25 protein-coding genes and 1 tRNA gene are annotated in these 24,997 nt (G+C 66.1%); 11 read left to right on the top strand and 15 right to left on the bottom strand.

Annotation, left to right across the window (positions count from 1 at the left end; genetic code table 11):
* Positions 1–110 precede the first annotated feature (110 nt).
* Both AC2EAL_RS06490 and AC2EAL_RS06495 read left to right on the top strand, forming a co-directional pair.
* Positions 111–1,469, top strand: a complete 1,359-nt coding sequence (locus AC2EAL_RS06490; RefSeq protein ID WP_484723350.1) for a sensor histidine kinase — start codon at positions 111–113, stop codon at positions 1,467–1,469.
* A gap of 15 nt (positions 1,470–1,484) precedes the next feature.
* Positions 1,485–2,702, top strand: a complete 1,218-nt coding sequence (locus AC2EAL_RS06495) for a sigma-54-dependent transcriptional regulator (RefSeq protein WP_484723351.1) — start codon at positions 1,485–1,487, stop codon at positions 2,700–2,702.
* Here the strand turns inward: AC2EAL_RS06495 and AC2EAL_RS06500 are convergent.
* The 3 genes from AC2EAL_RS06500 to AC2EAL_RS06510 all read right to left on the bottom strand — a co-directional run bounded on the left by AC2EAL_RS06500 (position 2,691) and on the right by AC2EAL_RS06510 (position 4,626).
* Positions 2,691–3,377 (bottom strand): phosphotransferase, encoded by a 687-nt coding sequence (locus tag AC2EAL_RS06500; protein WP_484723352.1) that lies wholly within the window; start codon positions 3,375–3,377, stop codon positions 2,691–2,693. The two genes, AC2EAL_RS06495 and AC2EAL_RS06500, sit on opposite strands and share 12 nt — an antisense overlap.
* Positions 3,374–4,270 carry a glycosyltransferase gene (locus tag AC2EAL_RS06505; protein ID WP_484723353.1) on the bottom strand — a complete coding sequence of 299 codons (897 nt, stop codon included), beginning with the start codon at positions 4,268–4,270 and terminating at the stop codon, positions 3,374–3,376. Before AC2EAL_RS06505 ends, AC2EAL_RS06500 begins: the two co-directional genes overlap by 4 nt.
* A gap of 280 nt (positions 4,271–4,550) precedes the next feature.
* Positions 4,551–4,626 (bottom strand) — tRNA-Lys (locus AC2EAL_RS06510).
* Positions 4,627–4,721: 95 nt separating this feature from the next.
* Between AC2EAL_RS06510 and dapF the strand changes: the two genes are divergently transcribed.
* Together dapF and mtaB are read left to right on the top strand one after the other, a co-directional pair.
* Positions 4,722–5,561: a diaminopimelate epimerase gene (gene dapF, locus AC2EAL_RS06515; protein ID WP_484723354.1), complete on the top strand. Its 840-nt coding sequence runs from the start codon at positions 4,722–4,724 to the stop codon at positions 5,559–5,561.
* Complete coding sequence (mtaB, locus tag AC2EAL_RS06520) at positions 5,558–6,820, top strand: tRNA (N(6)-L-threonylcarbamoyladenosine(37)-C(2))-methylthiotransferase MtaB (RefSeq protein ID WP_484723355.1); 1,263 nt, start codon at positions 5,558–5,560, stop codon at positions 6,818–6,820. The genes dapF and mtaB overlap by 4 nt, the downstream gene beginning before the upstream one ends.
* Before the next feature lie 242 nt (positions 6,821–7,062).
* On the opposite strand, the gene AC2EAL_RS06525 is transcribed toward mtaB, so the two are convergent.
* The 8 genes from AC2EAL_RS06525 to pyrF all read right to left on the bottom strand — a co-directional run bounded on the left by AC2EAL_RS06525 (position 7,063) and on the right by pyrF (position 14,879).
* Positions 7,063–8,112, bottom strand: a complete 1,050-nt coding sequence (locus tag AC2EAL_RS06525) for a DUF1513 domain-containing protein (RefSeq protein WP_484723408.1) — start codon at positions 8,110–8,112, stop codon at positions 7,063–7,065.
* The gene (locus AC2EAL_RS06530) at positions 8,109–9,050 is read right to left on the bottom strand and encodes an imelysin family protein (protein WP_484723356.1); all 942 of its coding nucleotides are present in this window, start codon (positions 9,048–9,050) and stop codon (positions 8,109–8,111) included. Before AC2EAL_RS06530 ends, AC2EAL_RS06525 begins: the two co-directional genes overlap by 4 nt.
* Positions 9,050–10,555: a di-heme oxidoreductase family protein gene (locus AC2EAL_RS06535; RefSeq protein WP_484723357.1), complete on the bottom strand. Its 1,506-nt coding sequence runs from the start codon at positions 10,553–10,555 to the stop codon at positions 9,050–9,052. The genes AC2EAL_RS06530 and AC2EAL_RS06535 overlap by 1 nt, the downstream gene beginning before the upstream one ends.
* Positions 10,556–10,911: 356 nt before the next feature.
* Positions 10,912–11,937: a substrate-binding domain-containing protein gene (locus tag AC2EAL_RS06540; RefSeq protein ID WP_484723358.1), complete on the bottom strand. Its 1,026-nt coding sequence runs from the start codon at positions 11,935–11,937 to the stop codon at positions 10,912–10,914.
* Positions 11,938–12,062: 125 nt separating this feature from the next.
* Positions 12,063–12,548, bottom strand: coding sequence for a bacterioferritin (gene bfr / locus AC2EAL_RS06545; protein WP_484723359.1), 486 nt, complete (start codon positions 12,546–12,548; stop codon positions 12,063–12,065).
* A 57-nt stretch (positions 12,549–12,605) separates the two neighbouring features.
* Positions 12,606–12,845 (bottom strand): (2Fe-2S)-binding protein, encoded by a 240-nt coding sequence (locus tag AC2EAL_RS06550; protein WP_484723360.1) that lies wholly within the window; start codon positions 12,843–12,845, stop codon positions 12,606–12,608.
* On the bottom strand, positions 12,842–14,083 hold the full coding sequence (locus AC2EAL_RS06555; protein ID WP_484723361.1) for an imelysin family protein: 1,242 nt from the start codon (positions 14,081–14,083) through the stop codon (positions 12,842–12,844). The genes AC2EAL_RS06550 and AC2EAL_RS06555 overlap by 4 nt, the downstream gene beginning before the upstream one ends.
* A gap of 103 nt (positions 14,084–14,186) precedes the next feature.
* Positions 14,187–14,879: an orotidine-5'-phosphate decarboxylase gene (gene pyrF, locus AC2EAL_RS06560; protein WP_484723362.1), complete on the bottom strand. Its 693-nt coding sequence runs from the start codon at positions 14,877–14,879 to the stop codon at positions 14,187–14,189.
* Positions 14,880–14,969: 90 nt separating this feature from the next.
* Here pyrF and AC2EAL_RS06565 point away from each other — a divergent pair, with 90 nt between their 5' ends.
* The 4 genes from AC2EAL_RS06565 to AC2EAL_RS06580 all read left to right on the top strand — a co-directional run bounded on the left by AC2EAL_RS06565 (position 14,970) and on the right by AC2EAL_RS06580 (position 18,249).
* Entirely contained in the window at positions 14,970–15,839 is an 870-nt protein-coding gene (locus AC2EAL_RS06565; protein WP_484723363.1) for an ROK family protein, read from the top strand.
* A complete protein-coding gene (locus AC2EAL_RS06570) occupies positions 15,830–16,540 on the top strand; it encodes a copper homeostasis protein CutC (RefSeq protein WP_484723364.1) in 711 nt (236 codons plus the stop codon). The genes AC2EAL_RS06565 and AC2EAL_RS06570 overlap by 10 nt, the downstream gene beginning before the upstream one ends.
* Positions 16,541–16,549: 9 nt before the next feature.
* Positions 16,550–17,323: a hypothetical protein gene (locus AC2EAL_RS06575; protein ID WP_484723365.1), complete on the top strand. Its 774-nt coding sequence runs from the start codon at positions 16,550–16,552 to the stop codon at positions 17,321–17,323.
* 101 nt (positions 17,324–17,424) lie between these two features.
* A complete protein-coding gene (locus AC2EAL_RS06580) occupies positions 17,425–18,249 on the top strand; it encodes a TolB family protein (RefSeq protein ID WP_484723366.1) in 825 nt (274 codons plus the stop codon).
* Here the strand turns inward: AC2EAL_RS06580 and AC2EAL_RS06585 are convergent.
* Complete coding sequence (locus AC2EAL_RS06585) at positions 18,246–18,686, bottom strand: hypothetical protein (protein WP_484723367.1); 441 nt, start codon at positions 18,684–18,686, stop codon at positions 18,246–18,248. The genes AC2EAL_RS06580 and AC2EAL_RS06585 overlap by 4 nt on opposite strands.
* A 293-nt stretch (positions 18,687–18,979) precedes the next feature.
* Here AC2EAL_RS06585 and clpB point away from each other — a divergent pair, with 293 nt between their 5' ends.
* A complete protein-coding gene (gene clpB / locus AC2EAL_RS06590; RefSeq protein WP_484723368.1) occupies positions 18,980–21,595 on the top strand; it encodes an ATP-dependent chaperone ClpB in 2,616 nt (871 codons plus the stop codon).
* Positions 21,596–21,735: 140 nt separating this feature from the next.
* Here clpB and AC2EAL_RS06595 read toward each other — a convergent pair whose 3' ends face one another.
* Both AC2EAL_RS06595 and AC2EAL_RS06600 read right to left on the bottom strand, forming a co-directional pair.
* A complete protein-coding gene (locus AC2EAL_RS06595; RefSeq protein WP_484723369.1) occupies positions 21,736–22,227 on the bottom strand; it encodes a fasciclin domain-containing protein in 492 nt (163 codons plus the stop codon).
* A 64-nt stretch (positions 22,228–22,291) separates the two neighbouring features.
* A complete protein-coding gene (locus AC2EAL_RS06600; protein ID WP_484723370.1) occupies positions 22,292–22,771 on the bottom strand; it encodes a fasciclin domain-containing protein in 480 nt (159 codons plus the stop codon).
* Positions 22,772–23,060: 289 nt separating this feature from the next.
* On the opposite strand from AC2EAL_RS06600, the gene msrP reads away from it, so the two are divergent.
* Both msrP and msrQ read left to right on the top strand, forming a co-directional pair.
* Entirely contained in the window at positions 23,061–23,963 is a 903-nt protein-coding gene (msrP, locus tag AC2EAL_RS06605) for a protein-methionine-sulfoxide reductase catalytic subunit MsrP (protein ID WP_484723371.1), read from the top strand.
* Positions 23,963–24,568 (top strand): protein-methionine-sulfoxide reductase heme-binding subunit MsrQ, encoded by a 606-nt coding sequence (gene msrQ / locus AC2EAL_RS06610; protein ID WP_484723372.1) that lies wholly within the window; start codon positions 23,963–23,965, stop codon positions 24,566–24,568. Before msrP ends, msrQ begins: the two co-directional genes overlap by 1 nt.
* A gap of 70 nt (positions 24,569–24,638) precedes the next feature.
* On the opposite strand, the gene AC2EAL_RS06615 is transcribed toward msrQ, so the two are convergent.
* A partial coding sequence (locus tag AC2EAL_RS06615) for a hypothetical protein (RefSeq protein WP_484723373.1) occupies positions 24,639–24,997 on the bottom strand: 359 nt, incomplete at its 5' end.

Below are 24,997 nucleotides of genomic sequence, written 5' to 3' on the forward strand. Positions count from 1 at the left end.
GACCGAGGCCCATAAACTTTTGGTCAATATGCGCTTATGGGGTCGCTGTCCGAGGATGGGTCCAGTCACCGTAGCCAGTGAGCGGGCCAATGACCTTTCTTCCAAGAACCATGCAGCTGCGCGATTCGCCCCACCATCTCAGAATGGTGATCGCGTTCCTGTCGATCAGCTTCGTGCTGCTGTTCACCACCGCTCTGGTGCTGTCCACGACCCTGTCGCGCTACATCGTTGCCCAGATGATGTTGCGGGATGCCACGGTGTCCGCCGACTTCCTCAACTCGGTCGTGCATGTCGAGAATGCAACCGGCTACTTCGAGCACACCATGCCGCCCTCGACCGACCAGGACATCGAAGAGCTGCTCGTCCATGTTGGCCGCCTGCCCGACGTGTTCCGCGCGAATGTCTATTCTGGGGACGGCACGATCCTGTGGTCCAGCGATGCCGAGATGATCGGGAAAAGCTTCCCGGACAACGAGGAACTGGCCGGCGCCATGCGCGGCGAACTGGATCCCGAGTTGAATGTCGTCGACCGCGGCGAAAAGGACGAGCACGTGGGCTTTCCGCCGGGCATCACCGAATTCATCGAATACTACATCCCGATCCGTGCGCATGACGGCATGTCGGTCGTGGGCGCGGTCGAGGTCTACAAGGCCCCGGGCGCGTTGCTGGTGTCGATGCAACGGGTGCGCAGCTATGCCTGGATGGGCGCCCTGGCTGCGGCAGCGGCGCTGTTCGGCGGGCTGGCGGTGGTGGTCACCTATGCCAGCCGGGTCCTGATCCGGCAGGAGGCGCGGACGGTCGAGACCGAACGCCTTGCGGTCGTCGGTGAAATGGCCTCGGCAGTGGCGCATGGCTTGCGCAACCCGCTGGCCTCGATCCGGTCCTGTGCCGAACTGGCCTTGGACGATGACGTCCCCGACACGACCCGCGAGACGCTGACCGACATTACTGACCAGGTCGACCGGCTTGAGGGCTGGATCCGGTCGTTCCTGATCCGCAGCCGCCGCGACCCGGGCAGCCTGTCGGACCAGGCGCAGATCGACCAGGTCATCGCGCAATGCGTTGACGGCTTCCAGCCGCAACTCAGCCGGCGTGGGATCAGCGTTGCGGTCACGCCGGGCAGCGGCAGCCCGATGGTGCTGGGTCGTCCCGCTGAACTGGAGCAGGTGCTGAACACGATCATCTCGAACGGGATCGAGGCGATGGAGGACGGCGGAGTCCTGGGCGTAAGCTGGTTCAACCGGGCGGACGGAATGGTCGAAGTGCGGGTCACCGATACCGGGCCCGGCATTCCGAACGACATGCTGCACAAGGTGTTCGAGCCGTTCCAGACCGGCAAGGCGGCGGGCCTCGGGGTCGGTCTGGCCCTGGGGCGGCGCATTGCCGAACGCATGGGCGGGTCACTGGATCTGGCGAACGGGGCCTTGCATGGCGCAGTGGTGACCTTGCGTCTGCCGGCAATGGTTTAAGGGGGGGAGTGTGTGATGTCTGATATCCTGGTTGTCGACGACGAAGAGGTGCTGGCGCGGTCCATCGTGTCGTTCATGGAGCGCCGGGGATTTTCCGCCGGCTATGCCGTGGACACGCGGGGCGCCAAGGCGATGGCTGAACGCGATACGCCGCGGCTTGTCCTTCTGGACGTCCGGCTTGGGCGGGACAACGGGCTTGACCTTCTCGGCTGGTTCCAGGCCAAGGCGCCGGAAACCCAGATCGTCGTGATGACCGGTCATGGCGAGATCGGCATCGCCGTGGATGCGATGAAACGGGGCGCGCGCGATTTCCTGACCAAGCCTGCGCCCCTGGCCACCATCGCCGGAATCGCCGGAAACCTGATGCTGAACGATGTGGCCCGACCAGGCGAAGCGCGGGGGGTGGAGCGTATCCTGGGCCGCTCCTCGGCCGCCGTCGACCTTCGCGCCCAGGTCCGCCGTCTGGCGCCCCAGACCGAGGCGTCTCAGCCCGCTGCCGTTCTTGTCACCGGCCCCCGTGGCTCGGGCAAGGCGACAGTGGCCCGTGCCATCTTCGAAACCGCCAAAGGCAATCACGGGCCCTTGGCCGACATCGACTGCAGCCTTGACGATGCGTTTCGCGAGGCGGCCTTTTGCCAGTCCGGCGGTGCGCTTCTGTTGCGCCATGTCGACCGGCTTTCCCTGGCCTTGCAGGAACGCCTGATCGCCCGGATGTCCGCACCCGACGCCCCCTGGGTGCTGGCCACCACAAGCGCAAGCCTGCCAAGGCTGGAACGGGAGGGGGCCTTCCGGGCCGACCTTCTCTATCGCATCCAGGTCGGCTGGATCGAGGTTCCGGCTTTGGCGGAACGGAACTCGGACATCCTGCCGATCGCCGAAGTCTTCGCGCGGCAGTCCGCCCAGCGCCATGGCCTGGACCGCCCGCGCCTGTCTGGCGAGGCACGGGTCCGACTGGTGGACCATGACTGGCCCGGAAACCTGACCGAACTGCAGAACTGCATGGAACGGGCGATGCTAGGCGCGAGAAACGCCCCGATCTCGGCCGAGGATATCCGCATCCTGTCGGCGGATCCGGCCTCGGACGTGCCCAACCTGCCGCAGATGGAAGAGATGGCCCTGTCGAAGGCGCTGGCTGCGACGCATGGCAACAAGACCCGCGCCGCCGCCCTGTTGGGCATCAGTCGCGACACCCTGCGCTACCGTATCGAAAAGTACAACATATCAGAGACTTGACGACAGTTGGGCCAGCGCCCAGGGCTGGCCCTTCCCGGCCAGCTTCAGGGCACGGCGCAACTTTGCGATCCGGCAGAAATGCGCGATGAGCAACGGGTTGGTCTGCCGAGCCAGCGCCTGAACCTCTACAAGTGCGCTGTGGGTCTGGGCCGCCAGGTCGCCGGTGCGGCAGGTTGCGATCCAGGCCGCAAGATTGCCAAGGTCGGCCTCGATCGGTCCAAGGGCGATGTCGTCAAGATCGACCAGCCAGACCTTGCCCGACCTGTCTTGCAGGCACTGGCCGGGATGGAAGTCGCCATGGATCACGGTTGCCGCCGGCCAGCCGAGTGCCGCGTCTCGGGCGACAAGCTCGGCATGCAGATCGCATATGGCCGAAGGCGCCGACGCAAGGCGGGGGCGGATGCGCAGGAACGGGTCGAACCGGTCCAGCCCATCCGTCGACATCCGCCTAAGCAGCCCGACCGTTTCGATCAGGCGCGGAAGCGTCGGTGGCGCATCGGTCTCGATCCGTTCGAACAACAGACACGTCACGGCGTTGCCCCGCCGGACCGCCGGTGTCGGGACGCCGGCCATTCGCGCAACCAGACTGCGCCGCAGAGCGAGCTCCGCACGTGCCGCCGAAGGGTAACGCTTCTCGAACACCACCGCGTTGTCCGGTAGCGGCCCCGCGGTCATGCCAGGTCCAGGATCGCGCGGGCCGCCTTGTCCTCGCCGCTGGGGCCAAGGTCGACCGGCAGACGCCGCTGCGGCTTAATCAGGGTCCGCTGCAGCCATTCGGCCGCTTCGCCGGGGCTGTCCGCGTTCAGCCAAGCCCCCAGCGCAGGTGCCCAGGACCGTGCCCGCGCTTCCTGGTCATCAATGCTGCGCGGGATCGGGACCAAGAGGGCAGGCGTATCGGTTGCCGCAAGCTCCAGCACCGAATTGTACCCGGCTGTCGAGATCACCGCATCAGCGTCAAGAAAGAGCTCGTTCAGCGCGCCGCCCGGGTCCATCGTGCGATCCGCCTGACCGATCCGCCCAAAGTGTCGTGCCCGCGGACCAATTGCCTGCACCACTTCGAACCGCGGGCCCGTCTTCCGGGCCGCCCCCAGAACAGCGTCAACCGTTCTGTACAGCCATTCTGCGGTCTCGGCCGTGCCGCCGCCACCGGTGGCGACCAAGACCCTGGGCAAGGCTCTTTCGGCAAGGGCAGAAGACCGGGTCGCACGATAGATCCAGCCGGTCGCCACCATCTGGCGGGCGGCCAGATCCCCTGGCCTTGGCATCCAGTGCGCTTCCGGGTTGGCGATCAGGACAAGGTCCCAGGGCTTGTCCCCAGCCAGGCGAAAACGCGTAAGCTGGTTGTGCGGGGCTTCCCGCAGCACCAGAACCTTCGGAAGTCCCACGCCCTCGATCCCGGGAACGGTCATCGTGTCCAGGACCAGTATGCCGGACCGCGTTTCAACCGCTGCCGCCGCCATCTGGTCCCGATCCCGAACCTGCACCGTGTCGAAGGACCGAAGTTCATCGCCAAGCATCCCATCCGGAGCGGCGTTGCTGATGAGATGCAGCTTTCGCCCTGGTGCCATGGCCCGCAGACACATGGCGATCGTGACGGACCGGCGCAGATGGCCCAGTCCGGACTTGCTGGTTGCAAGAAAACAGATGTCGGCACCGGGCAAAGTGAGACTCCAGGAACGTCGCAATCCCCGCATCTTGGCAAGACGGCAGTCCGGTGCTCAAGGCCGCTGGATCGGCAACATGGGCGATATGCCCCGATGTGGGACTGCCACAAGGGAAAGCCTTGCGGTCATACACGCACCTAACCGGCGATCCGGATGGGCGTGTGTAGAAAGCTGTCGTTGAAAGTGGTGAGCCGGACAGGATTCGAACCTGTGACCCGCTGATTAAAAGTCAGCTGCTCTACCAACTGAGCTACCGGCCCCACGAAGCGGCTGATTAGGCAAGCCGCTGGCGGGGGTCAAGGGCAAAAACGTGGGGCACTGGCGAATCTTGAGGCCCCGGCTTATATGCATTCGAATGATGGACAGCCTGGCGCAGACCGGCCTGCCGTTCATGAAAATGCACGGTGCGGGCAATGACTTCGTAGTGATCGACTCGCGCGGGCGCGGGGCGGTGATGACGGCTGCGCTGGCCGAGGCGCTGGGGGATCGCAATCGCGGCGTGGGCTTTGACCAGCTGGCCGAGATCACCGATTACACTGATGCCGACTTTGGCCTGGTGTTCTGGAACTCTGACGGCACGCAGGCGGGGGCCTGTGGCAACGCGACCCGCTGTGTGTCGGACTACATGATGCAGTCTTTGCAGGCCGATGCGGTTTCGCTGGTCACTGCCCGCGGGCTGCTGCAGGCGGAACGCGCTGCTGACGGCCGAATCTGGGTGAACATGGGCCAGCCGCAGCTGGACTGGGCTACGATTCCGCTGGCCGGCGAGGTTGATCAGCTGCATCTCCCATTGCCGGGTGATCCGGTTGCGGTCGGCATGGGCAACCCGCATTGCGTCCATTTCGTGCCGGATGTGAACAGCGTTGACCTGTCTACCCTTGGTCCGACGATTGAACATGATCCCTTGTTTCCACAGCGGACGAATGTCGAATTTGCCCACCTGATTTCCCCTTGCCGTATCCGCATGCGGGTGTGGGAGCGCGGGACCGGGATCACGCTCGCCTGCGGCTCGGGTGCTTGCGCGACCGCGGTTGCTGCGCATCTGCGAGGGATGACCGGGCCTCGCGTGGCGCTGGAGGTCGATGGCGGGATGCTGGAAGTCGACTGGCGCGACGATGGCGTCTGGCTGACCGGTCCGGTGGCGCGGGTCTTCGACGGGGTGCTGTCGGCCGACTACCTGGCCGCGCATCGATGAACGTCCCGCAGAAGCCTCCGGTCTTCGCGACGCTTGGCTGCCGCCTGAACGCCTACGAGACCGAGGCGATGAAGGAGCTTGCGGCGGCCGCGGGTCTGTCCGGCGCGGTGGTGGTGAACACCTGCGCCGTGACCGGTGAGGCGGTGCGGAAAGCCAAGCAGGAGATCCGGCGGCTGTCGCGGGAAAACCCCGGCGCGACGATCATCGTGACGGGCTGCGCGGCGCAGACGGAACCCGAGACCTTTGCCGCGATGTCCGAAGTCGCGCGGGTTGTGGGCAACCACGAAAAGATGCAGGCCGAGACCTGGCAGGGCATCGCAGCCCCGGACCTGATCGGCGTGACCGAGAAGGTGCAGGTCGACGACATCATGTCGGTGCGCGAGACGGCCGGTCACTTGATCGACGGCTTCGGGCGGCACCGGGCCTATGTCCAGGTCCAGAACGGCTGCGACCATCGCTGCACCTTCTGCATCATTCCGTTCGGGCGCGGGAATTCCCGGTCGGTCCCGGCGGGGGTGGTGGTCGAACAGATCAACCGTCTGGTGGATCGCGGGTTCAACGAAGTGGTGCTGACGGGGGTGGACCTGACGTCTTGGGGGGCCGATCTGCCCGGGGAGCCGCGGCTGGGTGATCTGGTGCGGCGGATTCTGAAGCTGACCTCGGTGCCGCGCCTGCGGATCTCGTCGATCGATTCCATCGAGGCGGACCCCGCGCTGATCGAGGCCATCGCGACGGAGGCGCGGCTGATGCCGCACCTGCACCTGTCGCTGCAGGCGGGGGACGATCTGATCCTGAAACGGATGAAGCGGCGGCATCTGCGGGACGATGCGATCCGGTTCTGTCAGGAGGTCCGCACTTCCCGGCCGGAGATGGTCTTCGGGGCCGACATCATCGCAGGCTTCCCGACCGAGACCGAGGCGATGTTCCAGCGCTCGCTGGATCTGGTTCAGGAATGCGGGCTGACCTTCCTGCATGTCTTCCCGTTCTCCCCCCGCAAGGGCACCCCCGCGGCACGGATGCCGCAGGTTCGGGGGCCGGAGATCAAGGAACGGGCGGCGCGGCTGCGGGCCTTGGGCGACCGGGTTCTGGGGGAGCATCTGGCGGCTCAGGTCGGGCGGGTGCATCGGGTGCTGACCGAGGGGCCGCGTCTGGGCCGGACCGAGGGATTCGCCGAGGTTGCCTTCGGGGAGGACCAGCCGGAGGGGACGATCCTGGAGGTTCGGGTCTCTGGTGTGGACGGGGACCGGCTGCGGGCCTGAGAGTGTCCACGGTGGACAAACTCGGTAACGTCAATGAAAGCAATGACTTGGTCGCGGGCGTTAGGGGTTTCGTAACTTCCGCTTATCGTACAGTTTGGGGCGGTTTTCCGATTGAGCGCTGGCGCGCGCGCCTTTTGTCTCGTCGTCGGCCTGCGCCTCCTCCTCGGTCATTGGGGGCGCTTCGCCCCCCAAACCCCCCGAGAGTATTTGGGAATGGGCAAGTCCAAGGCCTTCCAGGCGGATCAGCCGAGCGCGACGAGATGGTTGTCCCATTGGGTTTCGTCGCTGGCGAGCGGAGTGAGGCCTTTGTCGCTGGCAGACCAGATCGCCCCCAGGCCGTCGGTCACGGTGAAGCGCCCGCCCAAGGCAGCCGCACCGCAAAGGTCGGGGCGGTGGTGGGTGGCGATGTGGTGGCCGCTCGCGTCGAACAGCATCAGCGCGCCGCCTTTGGGGGAGGTGATGAGGATGCGGTCGCCGGTCGCGGCGATGGAGCCGGCGTAGCCTTGCAGGGTGAAGGCCTCGGCCTCGGGTGGGGCGCAGAGGACGGGGGCATTGCCGGGAGTCCAGAGGCCAAGCTGCGGGACGGGCTCGGCGGGGTCGCCTTCCCACTGCATGGCGAAGGCGATGGCGTCGCCCATGAGCGCCAGGTGGCGGATTGAGTTCTGGTGGAGGTCGGGGAGGTCGATCTGGTCGAGGAGTTTCCCGTCCTCTGCGAGGAGCGTCAGGTTCGGGCGCATGTCGGGAATGTTGAGCTTCGTCCGGTCGACCGGGTCGGTCTGGATGCCGCCGTTCGCCACGGCAAGGCGACCATCTGCAAGGCGCTTGATGTCGTGCGGGCCGATGCCGTGGCTGGGCCAGTCGGTCAGGCGCGTGTAGCTGCGGGTGTCCCAAAGACCGATGCGGCCTTTCGAACTTTCGGCGATGGCTTCGGAGGTCATCAAGAGGGAGCCGTCCGCCGAATAGGCGCCGTGGCCGTTGAACTGCATCCCCTCGGGTGGGGTCAGGCGGTGCCGGGTCTCGCCGGTGGCGCAATCGATCACCAGCGCGAAGGTTCCGGGGCGGCGGGCGAAGGCGACGGCCTCGGCGCGGGTCGGGTGGGCGGCGGCGGCGTGGCCGCGTCCGGGGAGGGCGATCTGGAAGAGGCTGGTGCCGGTGGCGCCAAGACCGTGGAGGAAGAAGTCCTCGCTCCGCTTCCCGGCGGCGAGGTATGCGGGGGCACCGATGTCGGCCCAGGTCAGGCGGGGAGCCATCGCGGCGGCAAGCGTGGCAAGGAAGGTCCGCCGCTGCATCAGTCGCCGTCCGCCGAGTTGAAGCCAAGCTCCACACCCAGGGCCGGAGCAAGTTCGGCAATCGCGGTGTCGCGGGTGGCCCGCACGGCCTGCTGCAGGATCTCCAGCTTCAGCCAGTCCTGCGGGTCGGTGATGCGGTCGATGTCGGGGTCCAGTGCTTCGGCGAGGCCGATGGCATGGTCGAAGGTGGCCAGCGTCTTCGGGCTGTCGGCGTTCAGTGTCAGCGCGAGGTCTTTCAGCGCCTTGAGCGACAGGATGATGTTGCGGACCGAGCGGGCGGAGGCATGGGCCTCGGCCAGGTCTGGGCGGGGTTTGTCGAAGGTGCCGAGGGGCCGCCCGATGCGGCGGTCGGCGAGGGACTCAAGGCCGGTCGCCAGCTGGGTGAAAAGCGCCTGGGTCGCCTCTTCCGGTTTCAGGAAGCGGTCGTTCCCGGGCTGTCCGGCGGTCAGCATCAGGTCGCCGTAGGGGCCCCAACCGGCGGCAAGGGCGGCTGCGGTGGCGGAGAGGTCGTCGGCGGTGACCTGAATCAGGGGACAGGCATTCTCAACGGGTTCGGTCGGGAACAGCAGGCGTTCCAGGGCGGGCAGGCCGCGGGCGGCGACGGATTGCTGGGCCATCTCTTCGGCGGTTGGGAGTGCAGCGAGCAGCGCGCGCTGGGCCTTCCAGCCGGAGCCCTTGGGGTCGGGCCAGAACAGGACGGCAAGGCCGCGCCCGTCTTCCTCGGCGGGGCCGAGGGTCAGGTGGGCCACGGGCATCCAGCTGTCGTAGACGCCCTGGAAGGCGGCGCGCAGGATGTCGGGGTCGCAGCTGTCGATATCCGCCAGCGCCCGGGTGGCATTGGCAAAGGCGGTGAAGCCGGAGCGGATGTGGTCCTGCACCACGGACGCGGTGTCGGCAACGGCGGGGGAGGTGAGGGCGAGGGCAAGGAAGATGGCGCGCATCAGAGGCTTCCCAGGAAGGCGAGGAGGGCCTCGCGGTCTTCGGTCGTCATCGCGGCGACTTTGTCGCGGTGCGATTGTGCCTCACCGCCGTGCCAGAGGATAGCCTCCAAGAGGCTGCGGGCGCGACCGTCGTGCAGGTACTGGGTGTGACCGGAGACCTGTTCGGTCAGGCCGATGCCCCAGAGGGGTGGGGTCTTCCATTCCGACCCGCTTGCGCGGCCCTCGGGGCGGTTGTCGGCGAGGCCCGGGCCCATGTCGTGGAGGAGGAGGTCGGTGTAGGGCCAGATCAGCTGGAAGCTTTGCTCTGGTTGGCCCTCCAGCCGGTTGGTGACGTGTTTCGGCGTATGACAGGACTGGCAGCCGGTGGTGTGGAAGACCTCTTTCCCTTTCAGGACCTGGGGGTCGTCGATGGCGCGGCGTTCCGGCACGCCGAGGTTGCGGGAGTAGAAGGTGACGAGGTCGAGGGATTGCTGGTCGACTTCGAGGCCGTCGCGGATGCCCGGTTCCTGGCCGTGGGGGGCTTCGAGGCAGGCCGGCTGGACTTGGGTGCAGTCTCCCCAGGGATCGGGGTGAAGGGGCGTGGAAAGGCCCATGTCGCCGGCGAAGGCCCCGGCGGATTGTTCGCGCACGGTGGGGGCGCCTGCCTTGAGGCCGAAGCGGCCGAGCATGGGGATGCGGAATTCGACGGAGGGCACGATCTGCGGGCGGCCGGAGATGCCGTCGCCGTCGGCGTCGTTGGGGTCGGCGAGGGCGAGGATGTCGGCGGCGGGGATCGCCTCCAGAAGGCCGAGGCCGATCATCTGGGGGGCGACCCTTGGCGAGATCATCAGGTCCGGCGATGGGGCACCGTAGGCGGGGTCACTGAGGCTGTAGGTGGGCGTGCGGAGGCTGACCGTGGTGCCGTCGGCAAGGGTGACGGGGGTTTCTTCCCAGGTGATGTCCATCCGGCCTTCGGCGGGGTGGCCGGGGGCGGCGAGGTCCTGCAGCTGGCCGCCGTAGGTGGGGTCGGGCGAGGTGGCGATCCAGTCGGCGATGCCTTCGGGCGAGGGTCCGCCGGGGACCGACAGGCGGAGGAACATGGAAACCCTTGAATCCTCAGCGGAGTCGGGCGTGTGGCCGCGGCCGTCCTTCAGGTGGCAGTCCTGGCAGGCACGGGCGTTGTAGAGCGGGCCGAGGCCGTCAGAGGCTTTGGTCGACACGGGCGCTGCGACCCAGAGCTTGCGGAAAAGGGCATTGCCGAGCTTGAAGTCCATCTCGAGCTGAAACGGCATGTTGGCAGACGGCAGGCTGAAGGCGTCTGCCGTTTCGGTGGCACGGACGGTGGCGGCCCCGGCAGGCTTGGCCTCAAACGGTTCGGGTTTCGAGAAGTCGGTCGGGGGCGCAAGGACGGCGGCGATCTTGGCCTGATCCTCGGTCGTGCGGGGGATGACGGGGAGGTGGCGGTCGTCAAGCGATTGGGCGAAGGCTGGGGTCGCGGCGAGGCAAAGGGCGAGGGCAAGGCGCATGGTGGCCTCCTTTGCGGGAGGGATACCCCCGATTAGTTGAGCAAATCAATCGGAAAATAGCAGCGCCTGCCAAGGCGCACCGAGAGGGCTGCCGCGCGCGGATGAGTCGCTTGGACAAGGCCAAGGATTGCGTCGGAGGCTGTCGCTTCGGGTGCGCAGACGGAGACAAAGCCCGCATTCTGCCACACCTTGTCGCAGTGCGGTGGGGAGTTGCTGGCACATGTTACGAAAACGATTGCGCAAAGTGATGTCCAAGTGCAAAAGGGGGTGTCAGTACGGTGCGCGTAGCGAGTTCCCTGGTAATGCCTAGCACCTGGGTCCGGCCGCTGACGGCGGTCGGACCATCCAGCCCGAAGCTAGAGAAAACCGGAAAAGTCGGGCTGTTCGACTTCCTGCATCGGCGCCGCATCGGGGGCGCGGATCGCTTGCAGCACCGCACGGGCCAGAAAGTCGGCAGCGCGCTGGGTGTCCTCGTCAATGGCGATGATGGCCGGGTTCGCCATCCCAAGCAGGCGACCTGACCCCTTGGCGATCACGTCGACATCCTGGCCGATCACCCGACCGGCTTTGGTCAGCGCCGACGTCACGGCCAGGGCGGCGGGGTCCGAAGAGCAGATGTAGCCGTCACAGTCCGGATGACTGGCTACGTGGTCTCGGGCGGCGGCCTGCAGGTCGGAAAGCGAGCCACCGATGTTTGCCCGGTCTATTTCCCTGAAGGCAAGCCCAAGGTCCGCAGCCGCCTGTGACGCATTCATGATGGTATCGCGCCCGTAGTGTCGTTCACGCGGGGGACCAACCAGCGTCAGCGACGTTCGTTTGCGCCGCCGCATCAGATCTACAGCCAACCTTGCAAAGGCACCGTTGTCGAAGTCGTAGTACGGGTGAAGATGTGAAAGGCTGCTGCGACCGTGGGTGGCAAAGGGGAAGCCGCTCTCAAGCAGGTAGGCGGTGCGCGGATCGTCGATCAGGGTCTCGTTGAAGATCACCGCATCGGCCATCCGGCCCTCGACCACCTGCTTGATGGCCTGCAATCCGTCCTCGTGCGACAAGGCCGGGATGATCGAAATCTGGAAGCGTGTCGACAACAGCGCCCGGGCAATCGAAGGGATCAGGCGGCTCATCTGGTCATCGGGCGAGATGCGGAAGACCAGGCTGATCATGAAGGTCTGTCCGGTGCGCAGCCGCTGGCCGGCCCGGTCGGGCACATAGCCCACCTCTTGCGCGATCTGGCGCACCCGGCGCTTGGTCTCTTCGCCGATCTCGGGAGAATCGTTCAGCGCACGACTGACCGACGGCACCCCAAGTCCGCAAAGGTCGGCAATCGTCTTGAGCGTCGGTCTCGGATGAGACCCCTTCCGTCCATGGCCTTCCACTTCGGACACCTTCTGTTTCCGACACTATCCCGTGCGCCACTTCCGGCCAGCAACCATATGGTCAGCCTGGTCCGCGACAAACACAAATGTGCCTGCCCACGTGGCGGGCGGCGGTATGGGCGAGAAGCCGGAGCTTACTCGGCGGAACTTGCGGGCTTGGCGTTCAAGAGGCCATAGCGTTCGGCCCCCAGCTTGTCGAACAGGCCGATCTGGGTTTCGAGGAAGTCGATATGGCCTTCCTCGTCCGCGATCAGCTCGTCGAAAAGGCTGCGCGTAACGAAGTCGCCGACGGCATCGCAGTGGCGGCGGGCCTCGATGTAAAGCGTGCGGGCGTCGTGTTCGGCGGCAAGATCAGCCTCCAGCGTCTCGCGCACGGTCTGGCCAATGCGCAGCGGGTCGAGCTTTTGCAGGTTCGGGTGGCCTTCCAGGAAGATGATCCGGGCGATCAGCCGGTCGGCGTGGTGCATCTCTTCGATTGATTCCGCCCGGGACTTGTCGGCGAGGTGGCCGAGGCCCCAGTCCTCTTGCAGGCGATAGTGCAGCCAATACTGGCTGACGGCTGTGAGTTCCGACCGGAGTGCCGCGTTGAGGTAGTCGATGACCTTTGCGTCGCCTTTCATGATGTCTCCTTCTGCGTGCCTTGTGCCGGACAACGGCGGGGTGCGGGGGTGGGTCAGTTACGCGGTCTTGCGCCGGGTCGGTCGTGCGGGGGCCGGGGGATCGGGGATGCGGAAGGCAGGGGTCTGCCGCAATGTGTCGAGGAAGAGGGGCAGGCAGCCGCCGCAGTCGGCCCGCTTGCCGAGCGCGCGGTAGACCTTGCCGGGTGTGATGAGCGTCTGCGGGTCAGCGGCGCGCATCCAGTCCACCGCCGCGCGGATGTCGTGGTCCGAGATCGACTGGCAGTGGCAGATGATCACTGGAACACCGCCTCGGGGCTGTCGAGGCTGTCGGAGCCTTCGAAATCCACCTTGGAGAGGCCAAGCGCCGTCACGGCCCGGTCGATGGACGCGGTCTGGGTGACCAGTGCGTTGACAGCGGCCATGATGATCGCCTCGCCTTCCGCGTTGCCGGGAGCGATGAGGGTGTCGAAGGTCTGCCCGGCATCGCCTGCGTCCTTCATCGCCTGCAGGGCCGTGACGGAGGCGTCGAGTTCGGACTTGAGTTGCGTGTCAACGGCGGGGTCGGCAGCGGCGACGAGGTCGGCGATGGAGGGGCCGGTCAGGGTGCTGCCGTCCGTCCGGGTATAGGTACCGAGGTAGACGTTGCGGATGCCGACACCGTCGTAGAAGTGGCTGTTGTGGGTGTTGTCGGAAAAGCAGTCATGCTCTTCCTCGGGGTCGTTCAGCATGAGGCCAAGCTTGATGCGTTCGCCCGCGAGTTCGCCGTAAGAGAGGCTGCCCATGCCGGTCAGGATCGCCAGTAGTCCAGCCTCGGGCTCGGCGATGACGGCGGCGCGGGCAAGGCCGTCGCCTTCCCAGTTGTCGACCATCTCGCCCAGATCGGCGACGAGGAGGTCGGTCGCGGCCTGCAGATAGGCGGCGCGGCGGTCACAGTTGCCGTTGGTGCACTCTGCACCCGGCAGGAAGTCGGTGTAGGGACGGTTGCCCGCGCCCGGGTTGGTGCCGTTCAGGTCCTGACCCCAGAGGAGGAACTCGATGGCATGGTAGCCCGAAGCGACGTTGGCCTCGATCCCGTCGGCTTCGTGCAGGGTTGTGGAGATGAGGGTGGGGGTGATGGCGGTGGCATCGATCTCGGTGCCGGAGAGGGTGAATTTCGGCGTGGCGATGACGTTCAGGGTGGCGAGCTGGTTTTCCTCGTTGCCGTAGTCGGTGCTGACGTAGTCGATCAAGCCCTCGTCCAAGGGCCAGGCGTTCACCCGGCCCTCCCAGTCGTCGACGATGGGGTTGCCGAAGCGGAAGGCCTCGGACTGCTGGTAGGGGACGCGGGCGGCCAGCCAGGCCTCGCGGGCGGTTTTCAGGGTGGCGTCGGAGGGGGCAGTGACCAGGGCGTCAACTGCGGCCTGCAGTGCCCGTGCGGTGGTCAGGCTGTCCTGGTAGGTGGCGAGCGCGAGGTCGGCGTAATGGGTCGTGACCTCCTCTGGCGTGGCGGCGAGGGTGGGGGTTGCGGTCAGGAAGAGGACGGACAGGAGGCGCATGGGTCGACTTTCGGCTGTTTGCCGAATGTCTGACTAATTTAGTAGGTCTTGTAAACCCGATTCTTTTACTTGGGAAAGCTTCTCACGATTTTTCTGCGAGAAATCAGGGGAGTTCGGCGATCACGGCGCGGGCGGCGGCTGCGGGGTCCTTCGCCTGCCAGATGGGACGCCCGACGACGATATGGTCGGCGCCGTCGGCGATGGCCTGATGCGGCGTGGCGATGCGCTTCTGGTCTCCGGTCGCGGCTCCGGCGGGGCGGACGCCGGGTGTGACGATCAGCTTGCCCTGCGCTTCGGGCAGGGCGCGGATCATTGCGGCCTCTTGCGGCGAGGCGATGACGCCGTCGGCCCCGGCGGCAAGCGCGCGGGCAGCGCGTTCCAGCGTGATGTCGTGGATGTCGCCGGGTTTGATGAGGTTTGCGTCAAGGTCGGCGCGGTCCAGCGAGGTGAGGATGGTCACGGCCAGGATCTTGAGGTCCGTCCCGCCCTTGCCGGTGGCGGCGGCGCTGACCACCTGCGGGTCTCCGTGGACGGTCAGGAAGTCGAGATCGTATTGCGCCAGGCCCCGAACGGCGGCCTCGATCGTGGCGCCGATGTCGAAGAGCTTCATGTCCAGGAAGATGCGCTTGCCCTGTTCGTGCTTAAGCTCATTCGCAAGCGCCAGGCCCCCGCCGGTCAGCATCCCGAGGCCGATCTTGTAGAAGCTGGCGGCGTCCCCGATGCGGGCGACAAGGTCCAGGCCCTGCACAACGTTCGGCACGTCCAAAGCGACGATCAGGCGGTCATCTGCGGGCATGGGGCCTCCGGCGGTTTCGGGGCGGTTTGACGGGGCGGGGCAGGGCTGTCAAGACTGGCGGAAAAAGTGGGGCCCGAGACGGGGATGGGGATGATCCTGGCATTCGACATCGGCGGCAGCCGGATCAAGGCGGCGGCCTGGGATGGCGGGCTGCGGCCTCTGGGCGAGGTGGTGACACCGCTGGGCGACAAGGCGGCGTTCACGGCAGCGGTGAAGGGTTTCGTTACCGGGAAAGAGAAGGGCATCGCGATCTCTATCGCCGGGGTGGTCGATCCGGCGACGGGCGTGGGGAAGGTGGCGAACATCCCGGCCATTGACGGGTTGGCGCTTGGTCCCGAGGTCGAGGCGGCAACGGGCCTGCCAGTGCAAGTGCTGAACGACGCCGACTGCTTTGCGCTGGCTGAGGCGTCGCAGGGCGCGGGGCGCGGGCATGGCACGGTGTTCGGGGTGATCCTGGGCTCGGGCGTCGGTGGCGGGCTGGTGATCGGCGGTCGGGTCGTCACGGGCGCGGGGGGCTATGCCGGGGAATGGGGGCATGGGCCGCTGATCCGGGGTGAGTATGCGTTCCAGTGCGGTTGCGGGCAGGTCGGATGCCTGGACACGGTTGGCTCGGCGCGGGGGTTGGAGCGGCTGCATCGCAAGCGCACGGCGGAACTTCTGGGGTCCGAGGCGATCATCGCGGGCTGGATGGCGGGTGAGGCCGAGGCCGGCGAGACGATGGCACTTTGGCGCGACCTGGTCGCGGGTCCCCTGGCGATGGTGGTGAACGTCGTGGGGGCCGACGTGGTGCCGGTGGGTGGCGGCTTGTCCCGCGCCCCGGGGCTGGTGGCCTATCTGGACGAGGCAGTGCGGGTGCGCATCCTGCGTCGGACGAAGGGGCCGCTGGTCGTGCCGGCGGAATGCGGGGCGGATGCGGGGCTTCTGGGTGCGGCGATGGCGGGGGTCGCGGCATGGGGGTGATGCTGGAGGTCTGCGTCGACAGTGCCGCGGGGCTGGCCGAGGCCGTCGCGGGCGGGGCGGACCGGATCGAGCTCTGTGCGGCTTTGGCGCTGGGCGGGCTGACGCCTTCAGCCGGGCTGATCGCGCTGGCGGCGGGCTGCGGCGTGCCGGTGGTCGCGATGATCCGGCCCCGCGCGGGGGATTTCGTCTGGTCCGAGGCCGAAGTCGAGATGATGGAGGCCGAGATCGCAGCGGTGCGTGATGCCGGTTTGGCAGGGATCGTATTGGGGGCGTCGCTGCCGGACGGTCGCCTTGACGTGCCGGTCCTGCGGCGGCTGGTGGATGCGGCGGTGGGTCTGGACCTTGTGCTACACCGGTGCATAGACCTAACCCCCGACATGGGCGCGGCGCTGGAAGAGGCGGTGGCGCTGGGGTTCGACCGTATCCTGACCTCGGGCGGCGCAGTGACGGCGGAAGCCGGGGCGGCGCGGATCGCGGCGCTGGTGGCCCAGGCGGCGGGCCGGATCACGGTGATGCCGGGGTCGGGGGTGACCCCGGGGAATGCCGCGATGCTGAAGGGGCTTGGCATAACCGAGCTTCACGCGTCATGTTCGGGGACGGCCCCGGTCACGGGCCGGGTGGTGGAGATGGGGTTTGCCCCTGCGGTATGGCGGCAGACCCAAGCGGATGCGGTGCGCGCCTTGCTGAAGGCGTTGGAGTAGGAGCGGGCGATGGACATCAACCTTTCTTTCGAGCGCCCCGAGGATGGTCCGGAGGCAGGCCCCCTGACAGTCGGCTGGTTCCTGGCCTCGGACAAGGGCGCGGTGCTGTATGACCCGCCCGAGCGGGTGATGATCCGCCCGCCGAACAAGGCGCATGCGAAATCAGCCAGCCGCTGCCCGGCGGTGATCCAGCTGGAAAGCCGGTATTTCACGGTGAAATGCCCGTTCGATCTGCACATCGGCTTTCAGCGCGACGACAAGGGCAAGCCGGTGTTGGTGAACCGGGCGGGGGCGGCCAGTCCGATCCGGTCATCGAAGCTGAACGAGGTTCTGACGCTTGTCTCGGAAACCGAATGGCGGTTTCCCGACCGGCCCACGGTGCAGCTGCACCTGCCCTACTACTTCATCGCCGACGAAATGGTCTACATGAGCCAGCTGTCGGCCTTTGCGCATTACCGGCCCGATCCCCTGCCCGGGACGATCTTCGGCGGGCGGTTCCCGATCTCGATCTGGCCGCGCCCGCTGATGTGGGCCTTCGAATGGCACGAGCCGCAGAAGGACCTGATCCTCCGCCGGGGAGAGCCGCTGTTCTATGTCCAGTTCGAAGGGGTGGACCCTTCGCGCCCGGTGCAGCTGGTCGAGGCCGAGCGGACGGCGGAATTGCAGACCTATCTGGAGAGCATCTCGGGCGTGGTGAACTACGTGAACCAGACGTTTTCGCTGTTCAAGGCGGCGGAGGCGTTGCGGCCGAAGAAGCTGCTGGTCGCGAAGGACCGGGGGTAGTGCCTTTGGCTGGCCCCGGGGGTTTCACACCCCCGGACCCCCGTGGAGTATTTCTGAAAAGAGCAAGCGCGAATTTGAATTGAATTGGAAGGGTTTGGGCCATGCGCAGCATCATTGAGACTTATGAAGTAAGCTCGGGACGAGTGACCGAGGTGCTGGCGGTGGAGGGCCGGATCGAGGCGCCGAACTGGGCGCCGCCCGGGGATTGGCTTCTGGTGAATGGCGAGGGGCGCCTCTACCGGGTGCCGCTGGACAAGCCCTCGCTGGTCGAATTGCCTTCGGGTGCGGCGGTGCGCTGCAACAACGACCACGGGATTAGCCCGGACGGTGCGACGATCATCCTGTCCTCGCATCACGAAGGCGCGGGGTCGCAGATATATCTGATGCCGGTCGAAGGGGGTGAGCCGGTGAAGGTGTCGCCCGACAGCCCCAGCTGGTGGCATGGCATCTCGCCCGACGGCAAGACCCTGACCTATGTCGCAGCGCGGGGCGGCAGCCGGGTGATCGATGTCTACACGTTGATTCCGGGCGCAGAGGAGAAGCGGCTGACCTTTGGCGAGGGGCATTGCGATGGGCCGGACTTCTCCCCCGACGGCACGCGCATCTACTACAACTGCGACCGGACAGGTCATGCGCAGATCTGGGTGATGGCGGCGGATGGGTCGGGGCAGCGACAACTGTTCAAGGACGTGTTCGTCAACTGGTTCCCGCATCCATCGCCGGACGGGCGGCAGCTTCTATATCTCGCCTATCCGCCCGGCACCACGGGGCATCCGGCAGACCTGGAGGTGGCGCTGGTCCTGTGCGATCCCGATGGCGGCAACCGGCGCCGGGTGCGGGAGTTCACGGGCGGTCAGGGCTCGATAAACGTCCCCTGCTGGGCGCCGGACTCCAGTGCCTTCGCCTATGTGCGCTATGAACCCTAGGCCGTGCGCAACCCGCTAAGCCCCTTCGGCGCCCTTGGTTTCGGCTCGGGCAGCTGGGGCGGAATATCGACCGTCGTCAGGATCGGCTGCAGGTGGCGCGGGTCGCCCCAGACCGATATATAGACCTCGGGCGGATAGCCATTGGCCAGGTGTTCCGGCGTCAGGTCAATGATCCGCACGCGCAGGTCATCGCCATGCGCCAGCGAGGGAGCAAGGATTTCCTCGGCCACGGGCCCCAGGTGGCCGACCAGCCCGTCGCGGTGGTGCGGGATCAGGCCGAGGATCGGCTTCTTCAGGCGGGCAAAGACACCAATGCGACCGTCGGACAGGCGATCCAGCCGGGCGCTGTCGCCGATGGCAAGGCCGGCGCGGGCGACATGGATCGCCAGGCCCTCGACCGGGGCCTTGTGGATCAGGGGAAGTTTGGTGTCGCTCATGGCCCGGCCTCTTGTTCGGAAGTACCGAGGATGTGGACCCTGGGGCGGCATGCGCAAGGAAAGCTTGTCGCCAATTTGACCGGCAAGCCCGATACCGCCGATGGCCTTCGTCCCTATCGGCGAAGAAAGGCCGACCGGCCCGACCTGCGACAGGTTTTCCGGCACTGTGGTTTTTACGCAAACGGGGATTGCAATGCTTTCCCGGTCTGCCCAGATGAAAGCCAAGGCCTTCACGCGATGGGCTGGGTTTCCGGGCATCGCAAGCGGGGCGCTTCACGAGAGGAGTATGGCCGATGAATTTGGAGAAATTCACGGAACGGTCGCGCGGTTTCCTTCAGGCCGCACAGACCATCGCGATGCGGGAAAGCCACCAGCGCGTGCTGCCCGATCACTTGCTGAAGGCTTTGATGGATGACGACCAGGGCCTGGCGGCGAACCTGATCCGCAAGGCGGGCGGCTCGCCCGAGCAGGTCAATGCGGCGGTGAATGCCGCGATTGCCAAGCTGCCGAAGGTCACGGGCGGCGATGCGCAGACCTATGTCGATCCGCAATTGGTGCGGGTGCTGGACGAGGCGGAGGCTGTTGCCAAGAAGGCTGGCGACAGCTTTGTTCCCGTCGAACGCCTGCTGACGGCTTTGGCGCTGGTGAACACGCGCGCCAAGGATGCGCTGACGGCGGGGGCAGTGACGGCCCAGGGGCTGAACTCGGCGATCAATGAGGTCCGCAAGGGGCGGACGGCGGACAGCGCCTCGTCGGAAGACACGATGGAGGCGCTGAAGAAATATGCGCGCGACCTGACCGAGGCCGCGCGGGACGGCAAGATCGACCCGATCATTGGCCGGGACGAGGAAATCCGCCGCGCAATGCAGGTGCTGTCGCGGCGGACGAAGAACAACCCGGTGCTCATCGGTGAGCCCGGCGTCGGCAAGACCGCGATTGCGGAAGGCCTGGCCCTGCGCATCGTCAACGGCGACGTGCCGGAGAGCCTGAAGAACAAGAAGCTGATGGCGCTGGACATGGGGTCCCTGATCGCCGGGGCGAAGTACCGTGGTGAGTTCGAAGAGCGTCTGAAAGCGATCCTGAAGGAGATCGAGGCGGCGGCGGGGGAGATCATCCTCTTCATCGACGAGATGCATACCTTGGTCGGTGCCGGGAAATCCGAAGGCGCGATGGATGCGGCGAACCTGATCAAGCCGGCGCTGGCGCGGGGTGAGTTGCATTGCGTGGGTGCCACGACCTTGGACGAGTATCGGAAGCACGTGGAGAAGGACGCGGCACTCGCCCGTCGCTTCCAGCCGGTGTTTGTCGAGGAGCCGACGGTAGAGGACTCGATCTCCATCCTCCGGGGCATCAAGGAGAAGTATGAGCTGCACCACGGCGTGCGGATCACCGACGCGGCGCTGGTCGCGGCGGCGACCCTCAGCCATCGCTACATCACCGACCGTTTCCTGCCGGACAAGGCCATCGACCTGATGGACGAGGCCGCCAGCCGGTTGCGGATGGAGGTGGATTCGAAGCCCGAGGAGCTGGACGCTCTGGACCGGCAGATCCTGCAGTTCCAGATCGAGGCCGAGGCCCTGAAGAAGGAAGACGACGCGGCGTCGAAGGACCGGCTGGAGAAGCTGGAGCGGGAGCTTGCCGACCTGCAGCAGAAATCGGCGGAAGTGACGGCGAAGTGGCAGGCGGAGCGGGCGAGCCTGGAAGCTGCGCGGACGCTGAAGGAACAGCTGGACCACGCGCGGGCTGAACTCGATCAGGCCAAGCGAGAGGGCAACTTCGCAAAGGCCGGAGAGCTGCAGTATGGCCGTATCCCGGCGCTGGAGAAGGACCTGGCCGAGGCGGAAGCCAAGGAAGGGCAAGCTCTGGTCGCCGAGGCCGTGCGGCCGGAGCAGATCGCCGAGGTGGTGGAACGCTGGACCGGCATTCCGACCACGAAGATGCTGGAAGGCGAGAAGGAGAAGCTCCTCAAGATGGAAGAGGAGCTGGGCAAGCGCGTTGTCGGGCAGCGGGCGGCGGTGGAAGCCGTGTCGCGGGCTGTGCGGCGCTCGCGGGCCGGGCTGTCGGATGAGAACCGGCCGCTGGGCAGCTTCCTGTTCCTGGGGCCAACCGGCGTTGGGAAGACGGAACTGACCAAGGCGCTGGCGGCGTATCTCTTTGACGACGACCAGGCGATGGTCCGCATCGACATGTCGGAGTTCATGGAGAAGCATTCCGTCGCCCGTCTGATCGGCGCACCCCCCGGCTATGTCGGCTATGACGAGGGCGGCGTGCTGACCGAAGCGGTGCGGCGCCGGCCCTATCAGGTGGTTCTCTTCGACGAGGTCGAGAAGGCGCATCCGGACGTGTTCAACGTGCTCCTCCAGGTGCTGGACGATGGTCGGCTGACCGATGGTCAGGGCCGGACGGTGGACTTCAAGCAGACGCTGATCATCCTGACCTCGAACCTCGGGGCGCGGGCCTTGTCGGAGCTGCCGGAGGGTGTCGATGCCAGTGGCGCGAAGGCCGAGGTGATGGAGGCCGTCCGGCAGCACTTCCGGCCGGAGTTCCTGAACCGCCTGGACGAGCAGATCATCTTCGACCGGCTGAACCGGGCGGATATGTCGGGGATCGTCGAGATCCAGCTGCACCGGCTGGAGGCTCGCCTGCAAGCGCGGAAGATCACGCTTGAGCTGGACGACACGGCAAAGGCCTGGCTGGCCGAGGAGGGCTATGATCCGGTCTTCGGCGCGCGACCGCTGAAGCGGGTGATCCAGCGGCAGCTGCAGGACCCGCTGGCCGAGATGTTGCTGGCGGGGGAAATCCTCGACGGGTCGGTCATCACGGTCACCACGGGGCCGGAGGGCCTGATCATCGGCGACCGGGTGGTACAAAGCCGCCGCGAACGGCCTCAGTCGGCGGTCGTGCACTAACACGCGAAAGGGGGCCTTGCGGCCCCCTTTTTCTTGCGTCCGGCGATGGTGGGGCGGTGTTAACAAACCCCTAACGTCCGCGACCAAGCCATTGAGTCTTCAGGCATTGCCGCGATTGTCCACCGTGGACAGTTTTCCGGTCACTTCGGAAGAAGAACCTTGTCGATCACGTGGATCACCCCGTTCGAGGCCATGATATCGGCGGTGGTCACCCGCGACTTGTTGACCTTCACGCCCTTGCGGCCGTCGATGTGGACGGTCTGGCCCTGCACGGTGGCGACATCCAGCCGCTGGCCGGCCAGCTGGTCCGAGGTCACGGCGCCCGGCACGACGTGATAGGTCAGGATCTTGATCAGCTGATCCTTGTTTTCCGGCTTCAGCAGGTTCTCGACCGTGCCTGCGGGCAGGGCGGCGAAAGCCTCGTTGGTGGGGGCGAAGACGGTGAAGGGGCCATCACCCTTCAGCGTGTCGACGAGGCCTGCGGCGCTGACCGCGGCGACCAGGGTGGAGAAGTCCTCGTTCGACGAGGCGATGTCGACGATATCGGGCTCGGTCTCGGCGGGAACGCAGGCGGCGATCAGCGAGGCGAGCGAGACGGCTCCGGCAAGGCGGAAAAGGCTACGGCGGTTCATGTTCATTGTCCCTGTTGGATGAGAAAGAAGAAGGGGGCGCCTCATGCGCCCCCTTTGTGGTCCCTTAGCCTTCCGGCGGCAGGATGACGGCGTCGATGACATGGATCACGCCGTTCGAGGCGGCAACGTCCGGGCCCGAGATCACGGCCCCGTTCACTTTCGGCCCGCCGTCGAGCGTGATGGTCACTTCCGCGCCCTGCACGGTGGCGGCCTTCATGCCTTCGGTCAGGTCGGTCGACATGACCTTGCCCGGCACCACGTGGTAGGTGAGGATCGCGGTCAGCTTGTCCTTGTTTTCCGGCTTGAGGAGGTCCTCGACGGTGCCCGCCGGCAGCGCGGCGAAGGCAGCGTCGGTCGGCGCGAAGACGGTGAACGGGCCTTCGCCCTTCAGCGTCTCCACGAGGCCCGCGGCGGTCAGCGCGGCGGCCAGCGTGTTGAACGAGCCGGCGGCGACAGCGGTATCAACGATGTCCTTGTCCTGCGCGAAGGCAGGCATCGCAAAGGCGGTGGCGGCGGTCAGAGCCAGGAAAGTTCTGCGGATCATGTGGTGTCACTCCCGTTATGATCGGAATGCCGTCATTGGCGAAGGTTGATAGGGCCGGGATGCGACATCGGATCAGTGCGACATCTGCGTGAGGAGCGCTTGACTGGGGGCGAAGGCGCGCTAAGCCGCAGCGCCTTGCGATTTCCAGTAAAAGCTCTGTGAAAAAAGTTCAGTCCCTGTGACCGGTCTGAAGCATTATTTCATCGGCTTGGCGGACACGTGACGCTGTTTGCGTAACGTTTGGTGTATGCCAACGAACAGCCCACCAGAACCCATGATGGAGTCCGAGATGCGCCGCCTGACCTGGTCTGACGTGACCCCGCAGCCCCTGTGGCTGAACCGCCGCCAGCTGATTGCGGGGGCAGCGGCCCTGACGGCAGCACCGGCGCTGGCCCGGATCGAAGCGGCGCCGAGCAAGTATTCGACGGACCTTGAACCCACGAGCTTCGAGGACATCACCAGCTACAACAACTTTTACGAGTTCGGCACCGGCAAGGGCGACCCGGCGGAATACGCGGGCGCGCTGACGACTGATCCCTGGTCGGTGCTGATTGATGGGCTGGTGGACAAGCCGGGGACCTATGACCTGGCCGACGTGATGAAGGACCAGCCGCTGGAGGAGCGCATCTACCGCTTTCGCTGCGTCGAGGCCTGGGCGATGGTCGTCCCCTGGATCGGGTTCGAGCTGGCGGGCCTGTTGAACCGGGTGGGCGTCCAGCCTTCCGCGAAGTTCGTGGCGTTTGAAACGCTGGTCCGCCCCGAGGAGATGCCGGGTGTGGCGTCCCCCTTCATCGAATGGCCCTATCGTGAGGGGTTGCGCCTGGACGAGGCGATGCATCCGCTGACGATCCTGGCCACGGGCCTGTACGGAGAGCCGATGCCCAAGCAGAACGGAGCGCCGATCCGGCTTGTGGTGCCGTGGAAGTACGGGTTCAAGTCGATCAAGTCGATCGTGCGGATCAGCCTGGTCGACAAGATGCCGCCCACGACCTGGAACATGCTGCAGCCGCAGGAGTACGGCTTCTATTCCAACGTGAACCCGAACGTCGACCATCCGCGCTGGAGCCAGGCGTCCGAGCGCGTGATCGGCTCGGGCCTCTTTGGCGGGCGGCAGGACACGCTGATGTTCAACGGCTATGAGGCCGAGGTGGCGTCACTGTACGCGGGCATGGACCTGGCGGTGAACTACTGATGGACCGCGTGAACGCCCTTGCCCGCCGGGTGCCGACCTGGGTGGTCTATCTTCTGGGGCTGGTGCCGCTGGCTTTCCTGGTCTGGGGGGCGGTAGCCGATACCTTGGGTGCGGACCCGGTGAAGGCGATCGAACGCGGCTTGGGCGAGCGGGGGTTGCAGTTCCTGCTGGCCTCGCTGGCGATCACGCCGCTCAGGCGGGTGGGGCTGAACCTTCTTCGGTTCCGCCGGGCCCTGGGGTTGCTGGCGTTCGGCTACGTTGCGCTGCACCTGACGGCCTGGGTCTGGCTGGACATGGGCCTGCGCTGGGCCGAGATGGCGGCCGACCTGACCAAGCGGCCCTACATCATCATCGGCATGGTGGGTTTCCTGGTGATGCTGCCGCTGGCCGCAACCTCGTGGAACGGCGCGATCCGGCGCATGGGGGCGGTCGCGTGGAATCGGCTGCACCGGCTGGCCTATGTGGCGATTCTGGCGGGAGTGCTGCATCTGGCGCTTCTGGTGAAGGTCTGGACGGTCGAGACGCTGGTTTATGTAGCACTGGCCCTGGGCCTGCTGGCGGTGCGCCTGCTGCCGAAGGCGCGACGGACCAGTCCCGCCGTCTGACCGCCTTGCTGTGATGCTGCAGGCGCAAGAAAGTTGCCGCAAAGCAGCGTCGATAGTGGCTTTGATTGCGTCAACCACCAGATTTTGCGGTGTTTTCTGTTACCCACAAAAATTTTGTCCGAAAGGTGTTTTTTGCTCTTGCGGGCATCGCGGCGCATCCGTAAATACCCCTCCACCGAAGCAGAGACGCGACGGTGACGGACGGAAGCGGACGGAAACGGCAGCGACGGTTCGGAAAATCTGAAGGCAAGGCGCGAAGGGATACGCCAAGAAGTTGGCGGATCGCACGGTTTTTGTCTGACGATGGCTCTTTGACATTGCTGGAAGATGAAGGGATATGCGGGCGGTTTGGGCGCATCGGCGTCAGACGTTTGCATATCGGCTCACTAGGGTTTCGGCCCGATGATGTGAGTGTCAGCTTCACTGTCT

The organism is Tabrizicola sp. T74, assembly GCF_057219935.1.